This is a genomic window from Fretibacterium sp. (genome assembly GCF_057312375.1).
In genome coordinates, this window is record NZ_DBHLDX010000003.1 from 18,592 (window position 1) to 40,873 (window position 22,282).

Genomic DNA, 22,282 nt, shown 5'->3' on the forward strand with positions numbered 1-22,282 from the left:
TTGACACTCAAGATGCGAATAGGAGTACCTTGATGAAGGATATCAAAAAAACGATCCCGGGCATCACCTTATGCCTGGTAATAGCAGTGGTGGCTTGTTTTATTGTAAAGCAAACGGATGTTTTTGCGCTTATGGGGGCACCTGTCCTGGCGATTCTTATGAGCATGATTTTGGTTCTATGGTTCCCGCTTGGGGCTGGCTTGCAATATGGCGTTGCGTTTACTTCTAAAAAGTTGCTTCAATTTGCAGTGATACTGTTGGGGTTTGGCCTTAATCTGTCAACTCTTGGAAAAATTGGTGTAGCCTCCTTACCGGTGATCGTATTTACAATTATGACGTCACTGATTGTTGCGTTTATTCTACAAAGGGCTATGAAGATTCCCGTCAAAACAGCGACGCTTATTGGCGTGGGGTCCTCGATTTGCGGGGGCTCTGCTATCGCGGCCACTGCTCCGGTTATTGATGCCGATGACGGTGAAATTGCTCAGGCCGTTTCTGTTATCTTCTTGTTTAATGTCATTGCTGCATTGATCTTTCCCAGCATTGGCGCTAAGCTGGGAATGTCCAATGAAAGTTTTGGGCTTTTTGCCGGTACGGCGGTTAATGATACTTCTTCTGTTACCGCTGTGGCTTCCACCTGGGACACATTGCATAAGACGGGTGGCAGTGTATTGGAGTATGCCACGGTGGTTAAATTAACGAGAACACTGGCGATCATCCCAATAACCCTTGTGCTCTCCATTGTTTATTTCAAAAAACGTAGTCGTGCTGACGGAACCGAACATTCTTTCAAGTTAAGCTCTGTCCTTCCAATGTTTGTTGTTTATTTTGTCTTGGCTTCAGTTGTGACTACCGTTCTGTTGCAAAGCTGCTCTGGTGTGGCGCTCGAGTATATCAACAGGACGTTTGAAGTGCTGAAAGGCCTCAGTAAATTTTTTATAGTTATGTCTATGGCTGCGATAGGTCTGAATGCAAACCTCATTGACCTTTTGAAAAAGGGGGGAAAACCCATTTTTCTTGGCTTTACATGCTGGGTTATGATTGCATTGGTCAGCATCGTACTTCAACGTTACCTTGGACTATGATCTCGGTCATTCGCGGAATAGACACGGCTCTTTTGCAGTGCTCTTGGACGGAATCACAGCTTTCTTCTTCGACTTCCCCGGGAAACTGATTATCCGTTCCTTAGGATCATAACCCTTGTCCGCGATCTCTGCGCAGGCCTTCTACGTGTTTCTCCGAACTTAGGCGTCAGAATGGATATCCGGCTGTAGCAAACTCCCTCGAGCCTTGTTCGAAGTTGCTCAAATACCGTTGTTTCCATTCATTTCCATCACTCGCCTCTGCTTCATACTCGAGTATGGCCAAAAGACCTGCCTGCTGTGCGGAGGCTGGTGTGACCATAGTCGCCGCTTTTTGAGGTTGTTGACAAAGGCCGAGAGGTGGAGTAGAATCTTTTTCACGTGGTTTTAGTCGTCTAACTAACATTTATTTTTAAAAAATGTTATAATGGCGACTGAATATAGGTACTGTGAGTGATTTTGCTTGTCCCCGTCGAGTTCTGCTCAGGCGGGAACGCGCGGTTGGAGGGCGGACGAGATGAAGTTCAGGTTTTGCAAAGCGTGGGTGCGGCCCCTGGCGGGGGCTCTTCTGTTGGTTGCCCTGCTGCTGTCCCTTGGAACGAGGGATGCAGCCGCTGCGGCCAAGAAACGCTACGAAAACTGGAAGGCCGTCGCGGTGGACATGGCCGTTGAGTTTGAGGAGGCCCAGAAGGACATTCTGGCCGATCAGTGGAAGGACGCGCATAAGCACGTCAACAACGCCTACTTCGGTTATTACGAGGTCCAGGGGTTTGAGAAGAACGTGATGGTGGCCATCTCGGCCGCGCGGGTCAGTCACATCGAGGGGCAGTTCGCTGCCATCAAGCACGCTCTTTTGGGCAACACTCAGGGGGAGAAGAACGCCCTGTTGTCCCAGGTGGAGGACCTGAAGCTGAAGGTCTATCGCGATGCCATGGTGTTGGATGGCGACATCGACGAGTCGGAGCCGGACAGTGCCGGAGCGGCGATCTACGCCAACACGAGCTTGAAGCGGCCGGACTTCCTTGGGGCTCCCGCGGCGACCGAGGCTGTGGCGAGCGCTTCTTCGGGCGAGGCGGGTTCGGAGGCGGCTGTAACGCCTGCACCCCAGAAGCGTCCACGGACGGACCCGAACTGGATCACCTTCGTCACGGCCTTTGGGCTCTTGGTGCGGGAGGGGCTGGAGGCCATTCTGGTCATCGTCGCCATCGTGGCCTACCTGATCAAGACGGACAACAAGAACCTCTTGAAGGGGGTCTACGTGGGCTCCTTTGCCGCCATCCTGGCCAGCATCGCGCTGGCGTGGGTCCTGCAGGAGTGGATGGGCGAGCAGAGCGGCGTGGCACGGGAGCTCCTGGAGGGCTGGACGATGTTCCTGGCCGTGGCCGTGCTCTTCTACGTTAGCAACTGGATGCTGTCCAAGGCGGACACCATCGCCTGGGAACGGTACATCAGCGGCAAGGTCCAGCAGTCCATCGACCGAAGGAGCCACTGGACACTGATCTTTGCGGCCTTCATCGCCGTCATGCGGGAGGGGGCGGAGCTCATCCTGTTCTATCAGGCCTCCTTCACAGGGGGCATGAGCGATCCTGTCTACATTGTTTACGGCATCGCGGCCGGCGTGGCCGTGCTGGTGGCGGTGTGGGTCGCCTTCCGCTACTTCAGCGTTCGGCTTCCCCTCAAGGCGTTCTTCCTCTTCACCAGCATCCTGCTCTTCGTGATGTGCGTTTCCTTCATGGGCAAGGGCGTCCAGGAGCTGACGGAGGCGGACGTCATCACGGGCCGCACGGTGATCCCTGCGATGAATGGCTTCAGCATCGAGGTTCTGAGCATCTACGACCGAGCGGAAACCCTGATCCCCCAGATCATGCTGGTCATCGCGGCGCTGTGGATCACCATCCCGCACCTGTTCTCCCGGAGAAAGCCCGCGGAGGACAAGTAGAAGATTCGTTAGCTTGATCACCGCGCTGTGGCGCGGACGTGATAGGTGACACACACATCTTAATGTTTTTAAGGAGGAAGTTGCTATGAAGAAGTTGTTGGTTGCGTTGATGGTCCTGTGCATGGCCCTCGCGGCCGGTGCGGCCTTCGCCGCCCCTGCGGCGGAGAAGCCCGGCGAGAGCGGTTTTGCCGAGATCCCCATCGGGGAGGAGCAGCAGGTTGGGCCTTACAACGTCGCGGCCGTCTACTTCCAGGCTGTGGACATGTACCCCGCCGGCAAGAACCCCTCGAAGGAGGATTCGGACATGCACCTTGAGGCGGATATCCATCTGAAGCCCGAGGATGCCGTGAAGTACGGTTTCGGCAACGGCGACAACATCTGGCCGGCCTACCTGACCGTCAAGTACGAGATCATCGACAAGGCGGGCAAGACCGCCATGGAGGGCAGCTTCATGCCCATGAACGCCGATGACGGCCCCCACTACGGCGCCAACATCGCGAAGGGTCTGAAGGTGGGCGCTTACAAGCTGCGCATCACCATCGAGCCCCCGACGGACTACCTCCTTCACACGGACCCGGAGACGGGCGTTCCCGCCAAGGAGGGCGCGTCGGAGTACTTCAAGACCCACGTTGTGGAGTTCGACTGGAATTACACTGGCGAGCAGCTTCAGAATAAGTAACTGACGTTCGTCGTTTTTTCCTCAAAAGGCCGCCTGCCGGGCGCGTTGCGGATCATGCCGAACGCCGCCCGGCATCGCGGCTTTTAATTTTTCGTGTTGACCGGGCCTCGATCGGCCCCCCTTGAGTGAGATTGGAGGTCAGCCCCATATTAAAGTATCTCGTATCCGTCGTGGATCACCTTGCCTCCCCGGCCTTGTTGCTGGGCATCATCCTCAGCTTCGCCTCGGGGGGCGGTCAAATCCGGCGCCGCATGGTTCGGTTCGGCGCCGTTTCAGGATTGATCCTGGGTTGTGTGGTCTTCGGCGTGCGCCTGTGGGATCCGAAGGGCACGAACCTCATCCTGATCAGCTTCAACCGCTGGCTCGTGGTCGCCATCGCCGCAGCGGCGGCGCTCTCCGCGTTGTTGGCTCTTCCTGCCCTGATCTTTCGGCGCCGGGACGACGGTCCGTCGCTCTCCCTGACGTTCCTGTTGTCCGTCCTGGCGCTTCTGGCGCTGACGCACGTCACGCCCTCGGTGCTGCAGTTCACCCGCGAATTCGTCTACTTCGGCGAGAGCGGCATCAGCACCAATGCCCTGTTGCGCGCCCTCGGCTTCTCGCTCGGCATCATCGTCTGCCTGCTCCTGTGCCTCAGCGCGAATGAGGTCCACTCCGCCCTTCCGCCCCGGGTGGGCGAAGGCTTCCTGGTCCTCTCCGTCGGGGTCTTCTTTCTGGGGTACGGCACGATGGCTGTGGCGGCCCTGCAGCGGCTCAAGGTCATTCGCCTCACGGACCTGGTGTTCCAGGTCATGATCTTCGGGGACGCCCATCCCGACGCCTTCCTGTTCCTCCAGTTGGCCCTGGCCGTCGCGATGCTGACCTGGGTCGTAGCGACCCACCGCCGCCCGCTGGGAACCTACCCCAACCGGGCACTGCTCCGCAAGGAGAAGGCGCGGCTTCGCAGCTGCCGCCGATGGTCCTGGAGCCTGCTCCTCTGGTGTGCGACTGCGGTCTTCATCGTCGTGGTGCTGCGCTACTACGATACGCGCCCGCCTGCGGAGGTCCAGCCGGAGGAGTACACCCTGGAAGACGGCGTCATCACGATCCCGCTGACCCAGGTGGACGACGGCCATTTGCACAAGTTCTCCTACCACACGCCGAACGGCTTCGACGTCCGTTTCCTGGTGGTGAAGAAGCCCGTGGGCGGAGCCTACGGCGTCGGGCTGGACGCCTGTGAGATCTGCGGCATCGCGGGCTACTACGAACGGGGAGAGGAGGAGGTCGTTTGTCGCCGGTGCGACGTGGTGATGAACAAGAACACCATCGGCTTCCACGGCGGGTGCAACCCCATCCCCTTCCCCTACGAGATCCGAGAGTCGAAGATATTCGTCGACGTGCGGGACCTGGAGCGCCATGAGAAGCGGTTTAAGTGACGGGTTTTCCGAGGGGCCGTCCCGCGGCGCCGGCTGCGCGGCCCCTCTGGCTTTCAACCTTGACCGGGCCTGCGTTGAACGGGCCCCATGGGGGAGGTTCGTGCGTTGTTCTGGAGAATGATAGGGCGGACGCTGGTCCGCCAGAAGAGCAAGATGCTGATGATCGCCTTCACCGTGGTGCTGGGCGTGTCGCTCTCCACCGCCATGATGAACGTCATGCTGGGGGTGGGCGACAAGGTCAACCGCGAGCTGAAGGTCTATGGCGCCAACATCACGGTGCGCCACAAGGAGGCCGCGCTCATGAGCGACCTCTACGGCCTCAACGAGGGGCAGGGCGTCACGGACAAGTTCCTTCGGGAGGAAGACGTGATGAAGCTGAAGTCCATCTTCTGGGGCTTCAACATCATCGGCTTCGCCCCCATGCTGAACGGCAGGGCGGAGCTTCAGGGCGTGGGGCCCGTGACCGTGGTGGGCACGTGGATGCGGAAGCACGCGGAGTTGAACACGGGCGAAACGGTGGACACGGGCCTGCGCGACCTGCGCAGCTGGTGGGCGCGCGACCTGAAGGGCGACTGGATCGGCGAGGACGACGACGACTTCGTGATGGTGGGGAGCCTCCTGGCGGGCCAAAACGGCATCAACCCCGGCGACGTCCTGACCCTGAGCAGCGGAGGGCGGACGAAGCGGTTGACCGTGAAGGGCGTCTTCACCGATGGGAGCAACGCGGACACGGAGGTCATCGGTACGCTGCGGATGGTGCAGGAGCTCATGGACCTGCCCGGTTGCGTGTCCACCATCGAGGTTTCCGCCCTGACGACGCCGGACAACGACCTGGCCCGCAAGGCGGCCCAAAACCCCAAGAGCCTCTCCCCTGACGAGTATGAGACGTGGTACTGCACGGCCTACGTCAGCGCCATCTGTCACCAGATCCAGGAGGTGGTGCGCGACGGGGTAGCGCGGCCCGTGCGGCAGGTCGCGGAGTCCGAGGGGACGATCCTGAACAAGACGACGCTCCTGATGGTCCTGATCACGATCCTGAGCTCCATTGGCTCGGCTCTGGCCATCTCGAACCTCATCACGGCGAGCGTGATCGAGCGTAGCCAGGAGCTGGGGCTGATGAAGGCGCTGGGCGCGCAGAACTGGCAGATCGCCCTCCTGGTGCTGACGGAGGTCATGATGACCTCAGTTCTGGGCGGCGCCGTGGGCTACTTCGTCGGCATCGGCTTCGCTCAGCTCATCGGGCAGACGGTCTTCGGCTCCACCATCGAGATCGCCCGGATGGTCATCCTGATCGTGGCGGTGATCCTGTTCTTCGTCACCCTCCTGGGGAGCGTCCCGGCCATCCGCTACCTGATGGCCCTGAAGCCTACGGAGGTCCTTCATGGAAAGTGAGCGTTCGGGAAAAGCGAGCGGCTTTTCCGCGAAGTCTACGGAGGTTCTTCATGGAAAACAGCGAAAATATGCGTAGCGGCGTGCGGCACGGCAGCCGCCGACGAATGTACCTGCGGATGGTGACGAGCTCCCTGGTCCGCCGCGCCTCGCGGCTCATCATCGCGGTGCTGGCGATCGCCATTGGCGCCACGATCCTTTCGGGCCTTGTGACGATCTACTACGACATCCCCCGTCAGCTGGGGCGGGAGTTCCGATCCTACGGGGCGAACCTCATCATCCTGCCGAAGGGCGACGCCCGAATCACGCGGGAGGAGCTGGTCAAGGTCCGGGACGTCCTGGGTCCGGACCGCATCGTGGGGATGGCGCCCTACCGCTACCAGACGGTGAAGATCAACGAGCAGCCCTACATCATCGCCGGGACGGACCTGCCCGAGGCGAAGAAGAACAGCCCCTTCTGGTACGTCGAGGGGCAGTGGGCCTCCGCGGAGGAGCCGGACCGCGTGATGGTGGGGCGTGAGATCGCGGACACCCTGAACCTGAGCCTGGGCGACGCCTTCACCGTTCAGGGCGTGAAGTACGGGCACCAGGCCGTGGCGTCGGGTCAGAACCTGACCGCGGAGGAGAACCAGAAGCGGGACCTGGCCAGCCAGAACTTCAGCCGGCGCTTTTCGGTGTGCGGCATCGTCACTACGGGCGGTGCGGAGGAGGGCTTCATCTTCGCGGACGTCGACATGCTGGATGAGCTGGTGGGTGACACCTTCCGGTGCGACGTCGTGGAGTGCAGCGTGGTGGCCGACGCGGCGCAGCTGGCGTCCCTCTCCTCGAAGCTCGAGGCGGAGGTCCCCGGCGCGCTGCCCCGGGCCGTCCGCCGCCTGACGCAGTCGCAGGACATCGTGCTGGGCAAGCTGCAGGCGCTGGTCCTGCTGGTGACCGTCGTGGTGCTCATCATCACCATGATCTCCGTCTACACGACGATGACCGCCATGGTGGCGGAGCGCTACCGCGAGATCGCGCTGAAGAAGGCGCTGGGCGCGGAGAACGGCCTCGTGATGGGAGAGCTCCTGGGCGAGGGCGTGTTCCTGGGCTTCATCGGCGGGGCGCTTGGCGTGTGGCTGGGGTTTGAGTTCGCCCAGCGCGTCAGCCTGAACGTCTTTGGCAGGGCCATCAACTTCCAGTGGTCCCTCATCCCCATCACCATTGCAGTCTTTATTGTCGTCACGGTGCTGGCGTCGATTCTGCCGGTCCGCAGGGTGATGGACATCCATCCGGCCATCGTGCTGAGGGGGGAATAACGTGTCGCAAGCAATTTTGGAGTTGAAGAACGTATCGAAGGTCTACGGAACGCTGCGGGCCCTGTCCGACATCAACCTGTCCGTGAACAGGGGCGACTGGCTGTCCATCATGGGCCCTTCCGGCAGCGGGAAGACCACGATGATCAACATCATCGGGTGCATGGACACGCCGTCGGAGGGCAGCGTCATCCTGGACGGGGTGGACATCAGCCGCGAGAACGCTGCGAGCCTGACGCGGATCCGGCGGGACAAGATCGGCCTGATCTTCCAGCAGTTTCACCTCATCAGCTACCTCACCGCCGTCGAGAACGTCATGCTGGCTCAGTACTACCACAGCATGCCCGACGAGGAGGAGGCTATGGAGGCGCTGGCCAAGGTGGGGCTTGCGGAGCGGGCCCGGCACCTTCCAAGCCAGCTGTCGGGCGGAGAGCAGCAGCGCGTCTGCATCGCCCGCGCCCTCATCAACTCCCCCATGATCCTGTTGGGCGACGAGCCCACGGGCAACCTGGACGAGGAGAACGAGGGCATCGTGGTGGACATCTTCCGCAGGCTCCACGAGGAGGGGGTCACCATCATCGTGGTGACGCACGACCCGGAGGTGGGGGACGTGGCTCAGCGCAAGATCGTGCTGGAGTACGGCAAGATCGTGGACGACGTGGACCAGAGCGGCACCTTCGGGCAGGCGCTCGAGCTGAAGGTCGTCCGTTCGGATCGGTGAGGGGACACTTTTTAGTGCATATCCATCTGTTTGTTTGATAAGGAAGGACAAGACGATGAAGAAACGCGCGTTGTGGGGTATTGGAGCGGCGGCCCTGGTCGTCGCGGGGACTGTAGGCTTCATGAGCCTGCGGCCAGTTGGGTATCGGGACGGCGTCTACAGCGGAAGCGCCTCCGGAGCCTTCGGAGAGACGAAGGTTACGCTGACGATCGCGGACGGCAGGATCACGAAATGCGACCTGGAGGCCCTGGACGACGACGGAAACGTCAAGGACGCCCACTACGGTGAGGGGAGCTCGGAGGCGAACTTTCGCATGGCCCAGACGGCCCTTCAGGGCATCGGAGAGTACCCGAAAAAGCTGATCGAGTCCCAGAACGTCGATGGGATCGACGCTGTGTCGGGCGCCACGGTGTCGCTTCTGGACTTCCGGAACGCGGTGAAGCAGGCCCTCGAGGAGGCGCGGAGATGACGCGGCGTCTTGCGGTCCTCGAAGCGCTCTTGGGCGTCCTGCTGGCTCTGACGCCCTTCGTCCTCTGGCCGGTCTGTTCCATGCCCAAGCCGGACGGCGGACACATGCTCTGCTGGTACAGCGGCATCCTGATCACGGCCATTGGGGTGTTGGTCGTACTGTTCTCCATTCTGGCCTGGTGGAAGAGCTGGAGCTTCCTTCTGGCGGCTGCTGCGGCTCTCCTGGCCTGGATGGCCCCCAACGACATCATCCACATTGCCGGCGCGGGCTGGGCCGTGGGGCTCTGCGGAATGGCGAACCACGCCTGCCGCGCCGTGACCATGCCCGCCGTGGGCTGGATCGTCCTGGCGATCGTCCTCATCGGGATTGCAGGCCTCGTGTCGGGCTTCGTGGGGAAACGCTGAGGTGCAGTATGGCACGTTGACCCGATCGCTCTCCACTCTGGGCATCGCGCGGAGGAACGTCCGCCGCAAGCCCGGCCGCAGCGCCTGCCTCATCGCGGCAGTGCTCCTGCTCTCCTTCTTCCTCTGCGCCGGGTCCGCTCTCTTCATGGGCCTCTCGTCCGGAGCGGAGAGCATGGCGAACCGTCTGGGCGCGGACGTCATGGTGGTGCCGGAGGGCTACGACCCACACGTGGACAGCGTCCTGTTGTCTGGGGAACCCTCAAGCTTCTACCTGCCGGGGGACGTCCTGGAGCTCCTGCGGGGCGTGGAGGGGATCGCCCGCATGTCTCCACAGGTCTTTCTGGCGACGCTCAGGGCTTCCTGCTGCTCCTACCCCCTGCAGCTGATCGGCGTGGACTTCGACACGGACTTCATCATCAAGCCCTGGCTCGACGGGGAGCTCCGGCGCGCCCTGACGGATGGAGAGGCCGTCGTGGGCTGCCGCGTCGTCGGAGAGCCGGGGGAAACGCTCAAGTTCTTCGGAAAGGAGCTCCGCATCGCCGGCCGGCTCCACCAGACGGGCATGGGCTTCGACGCGGCGGTCTTCGTGACCCGTCCCACCATCGTGGCGCTGGCCCGCGAGGCGGAGCGCATCTTCAAGCACCCCCTCACCAGCGACGACAGCCTGATCTCTGCTGTGATGATCAAACTCGAGTCAGGACACGATTCCGTGGCGACGGCTCAGGAGATCAACCGGCGCTTCAACGACAGGGGCATCTACGCCCTCTTCAGCAAGAAGTTCGTGAACAACATCGGCGCGGGCCTCGCTGCGGTGTCCTGGGTCCTGAAGGGCGTCGGGGCTATGGTGTGGCTGCTTGCCGCGTGCGTTATCGCGCTGCTCTTTGCCGTGACCCTGGCGGAGCGGCGGCGGGAGATGGGCGTGCTTCGCGCGCTGGGCGCAAGCCGCGGAAAGCTGGTGCGCCTCGTTCTGGGAGAGGCGTTGCTGGAGAGCCTGTGGGGCGCATCCCTTGGGGTGCTGCTGGCGATCGCGGCCCTGGTGACCCTGGCCTCCGGGCTGGCCTCAGCCCTCCGCATGCCCTTTTTGCTGCCGTCCCCCCTGGTGCTGTTGCTTTTGACGACGGGCTCGTTGGCGACGGCGGTGCTGACGGGCCTTATTTCGGCGCTCTCGGCGGCCCTGAGGGCGGGGCGGACCGACATCAGCGCCGCGATGAGGGAGGCGTGACCATGGCTCCGGTGCTTCGACTGAACGACCTCTGCCGGGAGTACCGCCGGGGAGACCGGCGCTTCCTGGCGGTGGACCACGTGAGCTTGGACGTTGAGGCCGGAAGCTGCGTCAGCGTCATCGGGCGCTCCGGAAGCGGCAAATCCACGCTCCTGAACCTGGCGGCGGGGATGCTCTCGCCGACTGCCGGCTCCGTCGAGCTGCTGGGGCAGAACCTGGCGGACCTGGGGGACGCCCGGCTCTCGCGCCTGCGCTGTGACGCGATTGGCTTCATTCCTCAGGGGCCGTCCGCGCTGCCGGGACTGACGGTGCTGGAGAACGTGCTCCTGCCCTTCGTCCTGTGGCCCCACGGAGGCGATGGGGAAGGGGCCGCGCGCCTCCTGCTCTCGCGCTTCGGCATCGAGGGGCTGGCGGACACCTACCCGGAGGACCTGTCGGGGGGCGAGCTGCGCCGGGCCCTCATCGCCCGCGCCCTCGTCAACCGCCCCTCCATCGTGATCGCGGACGAGCCCACCTCGGACCTGGACGCGGTTTCCCGCCGCGGCGTGATGGAGTGTCTTGCGGCCCTGCAGGATGACGGGACCACGCTCCTCGTCGTGTCGCACGACCTGGACACCCTGGACTTCGCCGACCGGGTGTACACCATGGCCGACGGACGCTTGACGGAGGGGAACGGGCTGTCGTAACGACAGGGCCTGGCCTCGACGGCGCGGGGCCCTTTCTCGAATGTGAAGGAGGAGCGTTGACGATGAACGGAGATCGCGTGAAGCGGGTGCTGTGCGGGATGCGGGAGCTTGGGGTGACGGATTTTCTTCTGATGGACCCCCTGTCCATCCTCTACCTGACGGGACAGGACGTCCACCCTATGGAGCGGTTCTTCGCGCTCTGCCTGCGCGAGGACGGAAGGCCCATCCTCTTCGCAAACCGGCTGTTCGGGCTGAAGGAGGACCCGGACCTGGAGGTCGTCCTCCACTCGGACGGGGACCCGGTGATGGCGCTCGTGACGGAGCGCCTCTGGCACGGGAACGTTGGAAAGCTGGGCGTCGACAAGGGGATGCCGGCGTGCTTCCTGCTGCCACTCCTGGAGCGCTGGGCGCCGGAGGACCTGATCGTCGCCTCGCCGGCCGTGGACCTGGCCCGGGGCGTGAAGGACGCGGAGGAGCGGGAGAGGATGGCCGCCTCCTCCCGCGTCAACGATCAGGCCATGGAGCGCTTCAAAGGCCTTGTTCACGAGGGCGTCACGGAGGCGGAGGTGGCCCGCCAGCTCATGGACATCTACCTCGAACTGGGGGCGCAGGGCTTCTCCTTCAGCCCTCTGGTGGCCTTCGGCGCCAACGCTGCGGACCCGCATCACGCGCCGGACGGGACGGTCCTCAAGGAAGGGGACTGCGTCCTGTTCGACGTGGGCTGCCGAAAGGACGGTTACTGCTCGGACATGACGCGGACGTTCTTCTGGCGTTCGGCGTCGGAGCACCATCGCCAGGTCTATGAAACGGTGCGGCGGGCTCAGGAAACGGCGGAGGCCGGCGTAAGGCCGGGAGTGAGGCTCTGCGACATCGACGCCTTGGCGCGGGACGTCATCACGGCGGCGGGGTACGGGCCAAACTTCACCCACCGTCTCGGACATTTCATCGGGCTTGAAACGCACGAGTACGGCGACGTGTCGCCGGCAGACCATCGCCTGACGGAGCCGGGGATGATCTTCTCCATCGAGCCGGGCATCTACCTGAAGGACGACGTTGGCGTGCGGATCGAGGACCTGGTCCTGGTGACGGAGGAGGGCTGCGAGAGGCTGAACCGTTACAGCAAGGAGCTTGAGGTGCTCCAGTAATCCCAAAGGTTGTTTGACGACGGACGCGAGGGCGGCCCCGGATATTTCCGGGGCCGCCCTCGCGCGAAGTCAGCCTGCGATGACCATCTCAGGGGCCTGCGCGGTGACGAGCCCGCTGGCCAGGACCTCTGCGCCGGCGTATCTTTTCAGCAGGTCCGTCAGCTCCGTCTGGGCCGCCCTCAAGTCTTCCCTACGGTGGGGCTCGATGCACTCCATGACGATAAACTCGTTGACGGTGCCGTCCGTCACCGCCGTTCGGCGGCCGTCGCGCCAGTTCCAGCAGCGGCACACCGCACCGGCTTCGTCGTAGTACCCGATTTCTCCGGGGAGCGGCGGGTCCTGGGCATCTTCGCCCAGGGGCAGAAAGTCCTCGGTCCCCTTCATGGCCCCCAGGTGCAGGTCGCCAACGAAGGCGTCCAGGTCCTCCGCCCCGATGGGGAACCCGTATCGGAGGGAGATCGCGTTCGTCAGGTCCACGGTGGGGGCGATGGAGGTCAGCGGCTTGTCGTGCAGGACGCGCTTCAGCAGGTTCTCGATGGAGCAGCGGGCTCCCTTCTTGGTGGGGAACCTTCGGTAGGCCTCTCGCCAGCTTGCGGGGATGGCGTTCTCCGAGATGACGTCCGAGGTCAGGTGCTTCCGCGCCTCCAGGTTGGCCTGGGCCAGCAGGGCCCGAATCTCATCGGCCTGAGCTTCCGCAGGACGGCGGGCCTCAGGCCCCAGATGCACGCAGAGAACCGCCAGAGCCGCATCGGGGAAGAGCGCTTGAAAGGCGTCGTCGAGGATCAGTCTTTTCATCGCGTCCCCTCCCAGGCTTAAAAGGGCCCCAGGTGGATCGCCTGAGCGATGGCGACCAGGATGCAGCCCAGCGCCACCCACCAGCAGAACACGCGCCAGCTGTACTTCATCCAGCCTGAAAGGCGAGGATCATGGCGTCCAGCGAGCTGCGCCCCTCCTCGGGCCGGATGGCCGCGTGAGCCGCCCGGCCGTGGTATGTCACCGTGAAGCTGGTCAGGGCCATGGACTTGACGTCCGTCGTCGTTTCGCCGCTGCCGTGCATCATCAGGGCGACGTCGATGTCGTGGAAGCAGTCCCCGTGCTTCAGCATGAGGACCTTTCCGCTCACCGTCTCCTCCGCCGGCGTCCCGTAGACGACGACGCTGAAGGGCGCCTTGATGCCTCCGTCCTTCAGAGCCGCGGCCGCTCCCAGGATGCAGGGCCCCTGCATCTGGTGACCGCAGGCGTGCCCCTGGGCCGGTAGCGCGTCGTACTCGCAGAGCAGCCCGATACGGGGGCCGCCCTCCCCCTGGCGCCAGACGGCCCGAAACGCCGTTTCAAGCCCCCCCACGCCGCGCTCCACGGCAAAGCCCCGCTCCTCAAGCCACGCGGTGAGCAACTGGGACGCATGCCGCTCCGTCAGGCCAACCTCCGGATGGTCGTAGATGTCGTCGGACATCCGGGAGAGCTCCGGCCTGAGGGAGTCGATAAAGCGGTTCATCCGTTCCTTCAAAGTGATCTTTCCTCCTGTCGTGTCCGGGGTGCTTTGCCACGTTAAAAACTTGACTGTGTTCAAAAATGATAGCATAAATTGATGGGCGTGGGAAGGAGCTGCGCCTCCGCCCCCGTCGTCAAAAGTCACTGCTGTTAAATTTTAATATAAGCAGTATTCTTCTGGATATATAGACGCTTTTGGGTTAAACTTATGTTGCAGTAGAAAGCAGTTCAATAAATATTAAGGAGTAGGAGGGGGAGTCTATGACCGGCGGCACACTTCCTGGGTGCGGTTTTCTGGAGGTGGTGGAGATGAAACATCTGCGCGTTCTCAAGACGGTGGAGAGGACCGGCGTGAAGGCCTGGCTGGTCGGAGATTCCGCCCGCATGATCGAGATGGGCATCGATCCGAAGGTCATGACGCTGGCCGTGGACGCAAGGGACCTGAGCTCTCTGAGCGACAGGCTGGATAGCGCGACGGTTGACGCCAAAGGGACGTTCCCCGTCCTCCGGGGGACGGTTCTGGGCGCGCCCTTCCGGGCTTACAGCCTCCAGGGCGACACGATCGCGGACGACCTGGCACGCAGGGACCTGAGCATCGAGGCCATCGCCCTGCGCAGCGACGGCGGGGTGGTGGACCCCTTCGGCGGGCGCCGCGACATCCGAAACCGCGTCATCCGCCTGACGGGCGACGACGTGGACCTGATCGACAGGGACCCGCTGCGCATCGTGCGCATCCTGCGCTTTGCGGCGGAGCTGGGGATGGACGTCTTCTGGCGGACCGACATGGACGTGCGCGATTTCCTTAGGGGCCACTCGGACCGCATGAACGCCATCCCCGCCGAACGCTGGGGGCGGGAGATCATCAAGGGCATGAAGGAGCGCCCCTGGCGCTTCATCAGACTCTGCGACCACTACAACCTGCTGCCCTTCTTCCTGAAGGACCTGGAGGATCTGAAGTCCGTGCCGGACGGGCGCGGAAGGACGCTCTTCAGCCACGTCATGGCGACCCTGTCCGTCATCGAGAGGCGTCTGCCGACCCACAAGATCATGCAGGACGAGGCCTTTATCCTGGCGGGGCTCTTCAGCCGCATCGGCACCAGGTCGTTGGACGCCGGGGACGAAGGAGAGCGGAGGAAGAACGAGGCGCTGACCTCCTCCTTCCTGAGCCAGTGGAACATCCCGGCGGAAACGATTCGCGCCGCGCAGGCCATCATCGACGGCTACCGCAGGTTCTACGAGCCGCGGACGGAGGAGGACCTGTGCCGGTCCGTGCTGGAGCACGGGGCCGACGCGATGGCGGCGGGACTTGACTTCGCGGGCTGCATCGCGCGGGCGGAGGGCCTGCCGCACCTGGAGACGCTGTCCGACAATCGATGGCGTCTGGCCCAGGTGCTGCGCCGCTTCAAGTCCGTGGCGCTTCAGACGGGGGGCGCCTCGCGCTTCCTCGGAGGGGACGAGGTGATGAGCCTCCTTCGGCTGGCTCCAGGGCGCATCATCGGCGCTCTTTTGGACGGGCTTGACGTGGCCGTCGGCACGGGGCGGGTGACGAACCGCGCTCAGGCCGAGGAGTGGGTCGTCAGCCATGCACGCTCCGTCTGACACGATCGCCGCGATATCGACGGCTTGGGGCGAGGCGGGCATCGCCGTCGTGCGGGCGTCCGGCCCCTGTGCCGTGCCGCTGGCCCGGTCGGTCCTGCGCTTTGGGCCGAAGGGCTTCCCCCCGCCCCGGACGATGTGCCTGGCCGCCCTCCTGGACGGCGCGGACAACGCCATCGATCAGGTCCTGGCGGTCCACTTTCCAGGGCCTCACAGCTTCACGGGCGAGGACGTGGTGGAGGTCCACACGCACGGGGGAACGTTGGTGGCCCAGCTGTGCCTTGAGGGACTGCTGCGGCGGGGGGCCCGCATGGCGGAGCCGGGGGAGTTCACCCGCAGGGCCTTTCTGAACGGGCGCATGGACCTGTCCCAGGCCGAGAGCGTGCTCGGCATCATCCGCTCCCGCAGCGAGGAGGCCCTGCGGGCCGCGGCGCGGACCCTGTCGGGGGAGTTCTCCGAGTTCGTGCGCCAGATCCGCGACGAGCTCCTGACCCTGCAGGGGGACCTTGAGGTGGGATTGGACTTCCCGGAGGACGAGGCGCTGGCCCTGGACCCGACGGGCCTGCACGACGCGCTGGAAACGCTGCGCATCAGCCTGCGGGACCTGGAGGACCGCTGCTCCTTGGGCCTGCTGCTCCGGGAGGGCATCCGAGTGGTCATCTCCGGCCGCCCCAACGTGGGCAAGTCGTCCCTCCTGAACGCCCTGCTGAAGCAGTCCCGCGCCATCGTGACGGCCGTGCCGGGCACGACGCGGGACATCATCGAGGAAACCGTCACCTATCGGGGCATCCCCATCCGGCTGGTGGACACCGCGGGGTTGCGCGTCCCCTCCGACGAGATCGAGGCCAGCGGCATCGAACGGGCGCGGGCGGCCCTGAAGCAGGCGGACATCTGCCTGTGGCTCCTGGACGGCTCCGCCCCCCTGGAGGACGCGGACCGGGATTACATCCGCAGCCTGGGGACGAGGGAGTCGATCATCGTCCTGAACAAGGCGGACAAGGCCCTTGCAGTGACGGAGGACGACCTGCGGGCCATCGTCCCGGAAGGGAGGACGCTCGCCATCTCCGCCAAGACGGGGGAGGGCCTGGACGCCCTCAAGGAGGCCATCGTCGCCATCGCTACGGCGGGCGGCGCGCTGGACGCGGGGCTGAACGTCACGGCACGGCAACTGTCGGAGCTTCGCGCCTGCGCGGAGGCCATCGCGGAGGCTCAGAGGGTCCTGGAGGCCGACATGGAACAGGACGTGACGGCGTCCCTCCTGGGCACGGCCAGGAAAGCCCTGGAACGCACGCTGGGAATCGCAGCGGACGACGACCTCCTGGACTCCATCTTCAGCCGCTTCTGCGTCGGCAAGTAGGCCGGCAGCGAGGCAGACCTTTAAGAGAGCGCAACGACAAAAAACGGCGGGCCTTGACCCGCCGTTTTTTTGTTCCCTGCCTTTACATTTCGTCCGCGCCATAGTAAACTACAATTAAATAAACAAATGCCACTATTTAAAATTTACTGATCTGAAAAAACACCAGTTTAACAGGGCGCAGTAAGGGGGCGCCGTATCCACCTTGATTGCCGTTGGCTGCATGATTCTCTTGAGCTTGTTTTAAGCTCCGTTCGTTCCAGCCCCCGGAGAAGCCTGTGCCGGTGGGTATGTAAAAACAAAGCGAGGTTAGGCCGATGATCATGAACCCTTCTGCAGTGAAGCGCGTTGTGATGGATGGAAAGAGCCTCTCCCTTGAGGGCTTCGTCGCCGTTGCGCGGTTTGGCGCCTCCGTGGAGCTGGCCGAGTCCGCCCTCCGCGCCATGGAGCGATCCCGGACGCTGGCGGAGAAGATCGTGGGGGAGAAGCGCGCGGCCTACGGCATCACCACAGGCTTCGGGGACTTTCAGAAGGTGGCGGTGCCGGAGGAGATGTCGAACCAGCTCTCCACGAACCTGATCCTGAGCCACTGCACGGGCACGGGGGACCCTTACGCCGCCGAGGTGGTGCGCGGCATGATGCTCCTGCGGGCCAACGCCCTGTGCGAGGGGGTTTCCGGAGTGCGGCCCGTCCTGGTGCAGACGCTCGTCGAGATGCTGAACCGGGGAGTGACGCCCGTCGTCCCCCAGAAGGGGTCCCTTGGGTCCTCCGGCGACCTGGCGCCGCTGGCCCACATGACGCTGCCCCTCCTGGGGCGCGGGCGGGCGCTGTATCAGGGCGTGGAGATGAGCGGAGCGGAGGCGATGGAGAAGGCGGGGATCGCGACGTTGAGCACGCTGGCCTGCAAGGAGGGCCTGGGCATGACGAACGGCACCTGCGCCATGACGTCGGTCGGGGCCCTGGCCCTCTACGACACGATTTGCGCGGCCCAGCTGGCGGACGTCATCGCCTCCCTGTCCTTCGAGGGGCTGACCGCTCTGAAGGACGCCTTTGACCCGCGCGTCCATCAGGCCCGCGGCCAGAGGGGGCAGATCCGGGTGGCCGCCAACATGCGCCGCCTGATGGAGGGGTCCGAGATACTGGACCGCTGCCAGGGGGATCGGGTGCAGGACGCCTACGCTCTGCGCTGCGTGCCCCAGTACCACGGCGCGGTGCGCGACGCGCTGGACTACGTGCTGGACAAGGTGGAGATCGAGCTGAACGCCGTCACGGACAACCCCCTGCTGTTCCTGGAGGACGAGGCCGTCATCTCGGGGGGCAACTTCCACGGCGAGCCCATGGCCATCCCCTTCGACACCCTGGGCATCGCCTGCTCCGAGCTTGCCAACATCTCCGAGCGGCGCACGGAGCGCATGGTCAACGCGGCGCTCTCCAACGGCCTCACCCCGTTCCTGACGACGAAGGCCGGCGTGAACTCCGGCTTCATGATCGTCCAGTACGCCGCAGCCTCCATGGTGTCGGAGAACAAGGTGCTGGCGCATCCGGCCTCCGTGGACTCCATCCCCTCCTCCGCAAACCAGGAGGACATCGTTTCCATGGGCACCACCGCCGCGCGCAAGGCGGGCTGGATCGTGCAGAACACCCTCTCCGTGCTGGCGGACGAGCTCTTGACGGCCTGCCAGGCCATCGACGTCCGCCGTCGCCTCGACACCCACGGCCAGGGGATCACGCCGCTGCACGAGGCGCTCTTGAAGCACGTGCGCGAGAAGGTGCCCTTCTACGAGGTGGACCGGGAGATCTGGCCCGACATCGCGGAGGTCGAGAGGATGGTCCGCAGCGGCGAGCTTCTGGAGATCGTGAGGGCGCACGTCCCGGACCTGGAGTAGCCGTCGTGAGCCTCGTGAGGCTGAAGGTGGTCCGCGCGGACCCGGCGGGCAACGTCACGCTCTTCGTGCTGACGCCCGTCGACCGCGCGCTGCGCGCCGACGCCGCGGGAAAGCTGATCGCCGCCCTGCCGGAGATGAAGGTCGAGCAGGTGGGCTTTGCCTCCGTCCCCCTCATGGGCACCGCCGCCCGGCTTGAGATGGCCGGGGGCGAGTTCTGCGGCAACGCGGCCCGTGCCTGGGGCATGTGGACCGCACGGGAAGCAGGGCGCGTCCCTCGGCCTGAGAGGGTGCGGATCGAGGTCAGCGGATGCAACCACCCCATCGCGGTGGACGTGGACTGGGCGGAGGGCACGGCGCGGACGGAGATGCCCCTGCCCCTTGCGGTTCGCCCCGTCCCGGAGTTCGGGGGGACGTTGGTCCACCTGGGCAGCATCGCTCACCTCGTGGTTTGGGACGAGGCTCCGAGCCGCGAGTTCTTCCACCGCGCGGAGCCGGCCTTTAAGGGGATGGCCGGGCTTGAGGCCTATGGCGTCATCTTCCTGAACCGTCTCGACGCGGCGGGAGAGGCGCGGCTAACGCCGTTCGTCAAGGTCCCCTCCGTGGGGACGCTGTTCCAGGAGGGGAGCTGCGGGTCTGGCAGCCTGGCCGCGGCGGTGGCGGAGAGCGTGGAGGTCCGAGACGGCGAATTCCGCAGGCGATACGTGCAGCCCGCCGGAGCCCTGACCGCCTCGGTCGTCCGGCGGGGCGGGGAGGTGCGGGGCGCCTTCATCGAGGGGCCGGTTTCCCTGGACGAGCCGGTCGAGGTCGAGCTTGACCTATATGCGGTGAGGTGATGCCGTGATGCTATAATTTTTTAAGAGGGGCGGGAGTGGCCTTTGGACGGGCCGCCCCCAGGCCGAGGCGCATTTTTGAGCCATATCTTTGACCTTGCGGACTTTATCAGACAGAAGGAGGGTTTAGATTGTCTATTCTGACCAACCCGGTAACGGTTTCCGTCATCGTGCTGTGCGTGCTGTGCCTTTTCAAGCTCAACATCCTGGCGGCCATGCTGGTGGCCTGCTACGCCGGTGCCTTGGTGGGCGGTATCCCGTTCCGCGACGTGATGGGCATCATCACGGAGGGGTTCAGCAGCAACGCCGAAACGGCCCTGGCTTACCTGCTGCTGGGCACCTTCGCCACGGCCATCGCCACCACGGGCCTTGCGGACATCATGGGCAAGAAGATGTCCCGCCTGATGGGGGACCGGCGGGCGGTGCTGCTGCTGATCCTGGCGGGCGTCAGCTGCTTGTCCCAGAACCTCATCCCCATCCACATCGCCTTCATCCCCATCATGATCCCGCCGATGTTGGCCATGTTCAACCGCATGAAGCTGGACCGCCGCGGCGCGGCCTGCTCCCTGGCCTTCGGACTCAAGGCGCCCTACATCGCCATCCCCTTCGGCTTCGGCACGATCTTCCACGGCATCATCGCAAAGAACATGACCGAGAACGGCATGCCCATCGAAACGGCCGTGGTCTGGCACTACACGTGGCACCTCGGCGTGGCGATGTTCCTCGGCCTGCTGGTCGCCATCTTCATCTCCTACGCCGCGCCCCGCGAGTACAAGACGCTGGACGTGGACACGTCGGCCACGGACGCCATCTCCGAGGAACTGAAGCCGGCTCACTGGATCACGGTCCTGGCCATCTTCGTTGTGGTCGCGGTGCAGATTTGGACCGAATCCCTGCCCCTCTCCGCCCTGAGCGGCCTCGTGGTGATGTTCGCCCTGAGAGCCGTCCCCTGGAGCAGGATCGACGACCAGTTTGCGGGCGGCATCAAACTCATGGGCATGATCGCCTTCGTGATGCTGATCGCGGGCGGCTATGCCGGCGTCATGAAGCAGACGGGCGGCGTCGACGAACTGGTTCACGCGGCGGCCAACGCCATGAGCGGCAGCAAGGTCATGGCGGCGACGATGATCACCCTCATCGGCCTCCTGGTGACGATGGGCATCGGCACCTCCTTCGGCACGATCCCCGTGCTGGCGGTGCTCTACGTCCCGCTCTGCAAGCACATGGGCTTCTCCACGCCGGCGACGTGCCTCCTGATCGCGGCAGCGGCGGCCCTCGGCGACGCGGGCTCCCCGGCCTCCGACACGACCCTCGGCCCCACGGCGGGCCTGAACGCGGACGGCCAGCACGACCACATCTGGGACACCTGCGTTCCCACGTTCCTGCACTTCAACATCCCGCTGATGGTCGCGGCGATCATCCTGTCGCAGTACCTGTAGCGCGGCGCCGCAGGCTTCCGGGCCTGACCCTCGGCCGGCGGGGCGAAAACATCGCCCCGCCCCTTTTTTTGCCCCTGGGTCAGCCTGGACGCCGCTCCCGGAGGTATCGGTACGTGCTGTCCGGCGTCATGGCCCGAACGGTGCCCCAGTCTTGGGCGGCCAGCGCAGCCCGCACCCGCGACGCGCTGACGGCCTCTCCCCCTGCGGAGGCCCGCTCCACCACCACGACCTGGATGCCGCACTTCGGCAGCCGCTCGAGGAGCGCCTCGTTGTAGCGCGCCGTGGATGGGCTGAAGGGCTCCGTCCCCACGTAGCGCCTCGCGACACCGAGGGCGGGGGCCACGAGGTCGCAGAAGACGGCCGCGTCCAGCGCGCCCTGCGCCGCGGCCAGCGACTCCTGCCGCGTGAAGTAGGCGGGAAAGGTGCGCGCGGAGATGACGTACTCGCCGCCCGAAAGGACCTCGACGTTGGCCAGGTCCGCCGTACCCTCGCGCATCAGCCGGAAGCGGACGTCGAAGGGGAACTCCGACCGGTCCTCGCGCACGGCCAGCACCCACACCCAGGGGTTTTCCGAGGCGGCCCGCTCCACGAGGTGCCGATGGCCCAGCGTGAAGGGGTTGGCGTTCATCACGACGCAGGCGCGGGGCGTGGGCCGGCCCTCCGCCTGACGCCGAAGGTCCTCCGCGTAGGCCGAGGCGCTGCCGCTTCCGGCCTCCAGGAGGACGGCGTAGGGCCGTGCGTCCGCCACCCTGCGAAATCCAAGGCCTGCAAAAAAACGCTCCATGTCGGGCTTGGTGATCACCTGCCAATAGGTGATGCCGCGCTGGACGGCCCTCTGGATCAGGGCCGTGATGAGCGTGGCGGAGAGCCCTTCGCCGCGGTGCGCCGCGTCGACGGCGACCCCCTGCAACAGGTTCCCCTTCAGGAAGCCACACCCCACGAGGCGCCCGTCCTCGTAGAGCCCTACGCCCTCGTCCGCCTCCTCCGGCAGCGTGAGGTCGTTCGCCTTCAGGAGCGCCGCCAGTTCCGGGTCCCTCTCCGGCCGATAGATCGCGTCCACGCTGACCTCTCCCATGACGACCACCTCCCGCACAACACGGATTCCGTTGCTCCGCTGCCTCTGCAACGGCACAGGCCCTGTAAGTCCGTTTCGAAAATCCGCGCTTTTCATTCTATTTTAAAACCGTTAGTCGCAGGGTTTTACTCTCATAAAACACAAATTTTATTATATCATTTGAGCCGTACC

The 22,282-nt window shown here is 64.3% G+C and carries 20 protein-coding genes; 17 read left to right on the plus strand and 3 right to left on the minus strand.

Annotated elements, in window-relative coordinates; genetic code table 11:
• The first annotated feature begins 32 nt into the window (after nucleotides 1–32).
• The 12 genes from ACO41U_RS01090 to ACO41U_RS01145 all read left to right on the plus strand — a co-directional run bounded on the left by ACO41U_RS01090 (nucleotide 33) and on the right by ACO41U_RS01145 (nucleotide 12,440).
• Nucleotides 33–1,085: a YeiH family protein gene (locus ACO41U_RS01090; RefSeq protein ID WP_485941124.1), complete on the plus strand. Its 1,053-nt coding sequence runs from the start codon at nucleotides 33–35 to the stop codon at nucleotides 1,083–1,085.
• A 514-nt stretch (nucleotides 1,086–1,599) separates the two neighbouring features.
• On the plus strand, nucleotides 1,600–3,021 hold the full coding sequence (locus tag ACO41U_RS01095) for an FTR1 family iron permease (protein ID WP_485941125.1): 1,422 nt from the start codon (nucleotides 1,600–1,602) through the stop codon (nucleotides 3,019–3,021).
• Nucleotides 3,022–3,106: 85 nt separating this feature from the next.
• The gene (locus ACO41U_RS01100) at nucleotides 3,107–3,700 is read left to right on the plus strand and encodes an iron transporter (protein ID WP_298778138.1); all 594 of its coding nucleotides are present in this window, start codon (nucleotides 3,107–3,109) and stop codon (nucleotides 3,698–3,700) included.
• 170 nt (nucleotides 3,701–3,870) lie between these two features.
• Complete coding sequence (locus ACO41U_RS01105; RefSeq protein ID WP_298778140.1) at nucleotides 3,871–5,112, plus strand: Fe-S-containing protein; 1,242 nt, start codon at nucleotides 3,871–3,873, stop codon at nucleotides 5,110–5,112.
• Between the two features lie 105 nt (nucleotides 5,113–5,217).
• Nucleotides 5,218–6,504 carry an ABC transporter permease gene (locus ACO41U_RS01110; RefSeq protein WP_298778143.1) on the plus strand — a complete coding sequence of 429 codons (1,287 nt, stop codon included), beginning with the start codon at nucleotides 5,218–5,220 and terminating at the stop codon, nucleotides 6,502–6,504.
• 50 nt (nucleotides 6,505–6,554) lie between these two features.
• A complete protein-coding gene (locus ACO41U_RS01115; protein ID WP_485941126.1) occupies nucleotides 6,555–7,796 on the plus strand; it encodes an ABC transporter permease in 1,242 nt (413 codons plus the stop codon).
• 1 nt (nucleotide 7,797) lies between these two features.
• Entirely contained in the window at nucleotides 7,798–8,514 is a 717-nt protein-coding gene (locus tag ACO41U_RS01120) for an ABC transporter ATP-binding protein (protein WP_485941127.1), read from the plus strand.
• Nucleotides 8,515–8,569: 55 nt separating this feature from the next.
• Nucleotides 8,570–8,983 carry an FMN-binding protein gene (locus ACO41U_RS01125; RefSeq protein ID WP_485941128.1) on the plus strand — a complete coding sequence of 138 codons (414 nt, stop codon included), beginning with the start codon at nucleotides 8,570–8,572 and terminating at the stop codon, nucleotides 8,981–8,983.
• Nucleotides 8,980–9,387 (plus strand): DUF4418 family protein, encoded by a 408-nt coding sequence (locus tag ACO41U_RS01130; RefSeq protein ID WP_485941129.1) that lies wholly within the window; start codon nucleotides 8,980–8,982, stop codon nucleotides 9,385–9,387. Before ACO41U_RS01125 ends, ACO41U_RS01130 begins: the two co-directional genes overlap by 4 nt.
• A 1-nt stretch (nucleotide 9,388) precedes the next feature.
• Entirely contained in the window at nucleotides 9,389–10,609 is a 1,221-nt protein-coding gene (locus tag ACO41U_RS01135; RefSeq protein WP_485941130.1) for an ABC transporter permease, read from the plus strand.
• 2 nt (nucleotides 10,610–10,611) lie between these two features.
• Nucleotides 10,612–11,295 (plus strand): ABC transporter ATP-binding protein, encoded by a 684-nt coding sequence (locus ACO41U_RS01140; RefSeq protein WP_485941131.1) that lies wholly within the window; start codon nucleotides 10,612–10,614, stop codon nucleotides 11,293–11,295.
• Nucleotides 11,296–11,357: 62 nt separating this feature from the next.
• Nucleotides 11,358–12,440: a M24 family metallopeptidase gene (locus ACO41U_RS01145; RefSeq protein ID WP_485941132.1), complete on the plus strand. Its 1,083-nt coding sequence runs from the start codon at nucleotides 11,358–11,360 to the stop codon at nucleotides 12,438–12,440.
• 69 nt (nucleotides 12,441–12,509) lie between these two features.
• On the opposite strand, the gene ACO41U_RS01150 is transcribed toward ACO41U_RS01145, so the two are convergent.
• Together ACO41U_RS01150 and ACO41U_RS01155 are read right to left on the minus strand one after the other, a co-directional pair.
• Complete coding sequence (locus ACO41U_RS01150) at nucleotides 12,510–13,235, minus strand: B3/B4 domain-containing protein (protein ID WP_485941133.1); 726 nt, start codon at nucleotides 13,233–13,235, stop codon at nucleotides 12,510–12,512.
• Between the two features lie 106 nt (nucleotides 13,236–13,341).
• A complete protein-coding gene (locus ACO41U_RS01155) occupies nucleotides 13,342–13,947 on the minus strand; it encodes a M20/M25/M40 family metallo-hydrolase (RefSeq protein WP_485941134.1) in 606 nt (201 codons plus the stop codon).
• Nucleotides 13,948–14,192: 245 nt separating this feature from the next.
• On the opposite strand from ACO41U_RS01155, the gene ACO41U_RS01160 reads away from it, so the two are divergent.
• From ACO41U_RS01160 to ACO41U_RS01180, 5 genes are all read left to right on the plus strand, one after another.
• Nucleotides 14,193–15,530 (plus strand): tRNA nucleotidyltransferase/poly(A) polymerase family protein, encoded by a 1,338-nt coding sequence (locus tag ACO41U_RS01160; protein WP_298779728.1) that lies wholly within the window; start codon nucleotides 14,193–14,195, stop codon nucleotides 15,528–15,530.
• Nucleotides 15,514–16,884 carry a tRNA uridine-5-carboxymethylaminomethyl(34) synthesis GTPase MnmE gene (gene mnmE, locus ACO41U_RS01165; protein ID WP_485941135.1) on the plus strand — a complete coding sequence of 457 codons (1,371 nt, stop codon included), beginning with the start codon at nucleotides 15,514–15,516 and terminating at the stop codon, nucleotides 16,882–16,884. The genes ACO41U_RS01160 and mnmE overlap by 17 nt, the downstream gene beginning before the upstream one ends.
• Before the next feature lie 314 nt (nucleotides 16,885–17,198).
• Nucleotides 17,199–18,767, plus strand: coding sequence for a histidine ammonia-lyase (gene hutH, locus ACO41U_RS01170; RefSeq protein WP_485941136.1), 1,569 nt, complete (start codon nucleotides 17,199–17,201; stop codon nucleotides 18,765–18,767).
• Nucleotides 18,768–18,772: 5 nt separating this feature from the next.
• Nucleotides 18,773–19,600 carry a histidine racemase CntK family protein gene (locus ACO41U_RS01175; protein ID WP_485941137.1) on the plus strand — a complete coding sequence of 276 codons (828 nt, stop codon included), beginning with the start codon at nucleotides 18,773–18,775 and terminating at the stop codon, nucleotides 19,598–19,600.
• A 128-nt stretch (nucleotides 19,601–19,728) separates the two neighbouring features.
• Nucleotides 19,729–21,036: a Na+/H+ antiporter family protein gene (locus tag ACO41U_RS01180; protein WP_485941138.1), complete on the plus strand. Its 1,308-nt coding sequence runs from the start codon at nucleotides 19,729–19,731 to the stop codon at nucleotides 21,034–21,036.
• Nucleotides 21,037–21,115: 79 nt separating this feature from the next.
• Here ACO41U_RS01180 and citC read toward each other — a convergent pair whose 3' ends face one another.
• On the minus strand, nucleotides 21,116–22,111 hold the full coding sequence (gene citC, locus ACO41U_RS01185) for a [citrate (pro-3S)-lyase] ligase (protein WP_485941139.1): 996 nt from the start codon (nucleotides 22,109–22,111) through the stop codon (nucleotides 21,116–21,118).
• Nucleotides 22,112–22,282 lie beyond the last annotated feature (171 nt).

Bases quoted from the DNA above. Each gene is read 5' to 3' on its own strand.
- ACO41U_RS01160 (WP_298779728.1), top strand. From the start codon at position 14,193: ATGACCGGCGGCACACTTCCTGGGTGCGGTTTTCTGGAGGTGGTGGAG.
- citC (WP_485941139.1), bottom strand. From the start codon at position 22,111: ATGGGAGAGGTCAGCGTGGACGCGATCTATCGGCCGGAGAGGGACCCG.
- ACO41U_RS01130 (WP_485941129.1), top strand. From the start codon at position 8,980: ATGACGCGGCGTCTTGCGGTCCTCGAAGCGCTCTTGGGCGTCCTGCTG.
- ACO41U_RS01090 (WP_485941124.1), top strand. From the start codon at position 33: ATGAAGGATATCAAAAAAACGATCCCGGGCATCACCTTATGCCTGGTA.
- ACO41U_RS01115 (WP_485941126.1), top strand. From the start codon at position 6,555: ATGGAAAACAGCGAAAATATGCGTAGCGGCGTGCGGCACGGCAGCCGC.
- ACO41U_RS01095 (WP_485941125.1), top strand. From the start codon at position 1,600: ATGAAGTTCAGGTTTTGCAAAGCGTGGGTGCGGCCCCTGGCGGGGGCT.
- ACO41U_RS01100 (WP_298778138.1), top strand. From the start codon at position 3,107: ATGAAGAAGTTGTTGGTTGCGTTGATGGTCCTGTGCATGGCCCTCGCG.
- mnmE (WP_485941135.1), top strand. From the start codon at position 15,514: ATGCACGCTCCGTCTGACACGATCGCCGCGATATCGACGGCTTGGGGC.
- ACO41U_RS01150 (WP_485941133.1), bottom strand. From the start codon at position 13,235: ATGAAAAGACTGATCCTCGACGACGCCTTTCAAGCGCTCTTCCCCGAT.
- ACO41U_RS01145 (WP_485941132.1), top strand. From the start codon at position 11,358: ATGAACGGAGATCGCGTGAAGCGGGTGCTGTGCGGGATGCGGGAGCTT.
- ACO41U_RS01140 (WP_485941131.1), top strand. From the start codon at position 10,612: ATGGCTCCGGTGCTTCGACTGAACGACCTCTGCCGGGAGTACCGCCGG.
- ACO41U_RS01125 (WP_485941128.1), top strand. From the start codon at position 8,570: ATGAAGAAACGCGCGTTGTGGGGTATTGGAGCGGCGGCCCTGGTCGTC.
- hutH (WP_485941136.1), top strand. From the start codon at position 17,199: ATGATCATGAACCCTTCTGCAGTGAAGCGCGTTGTGATGGATGGAAAG.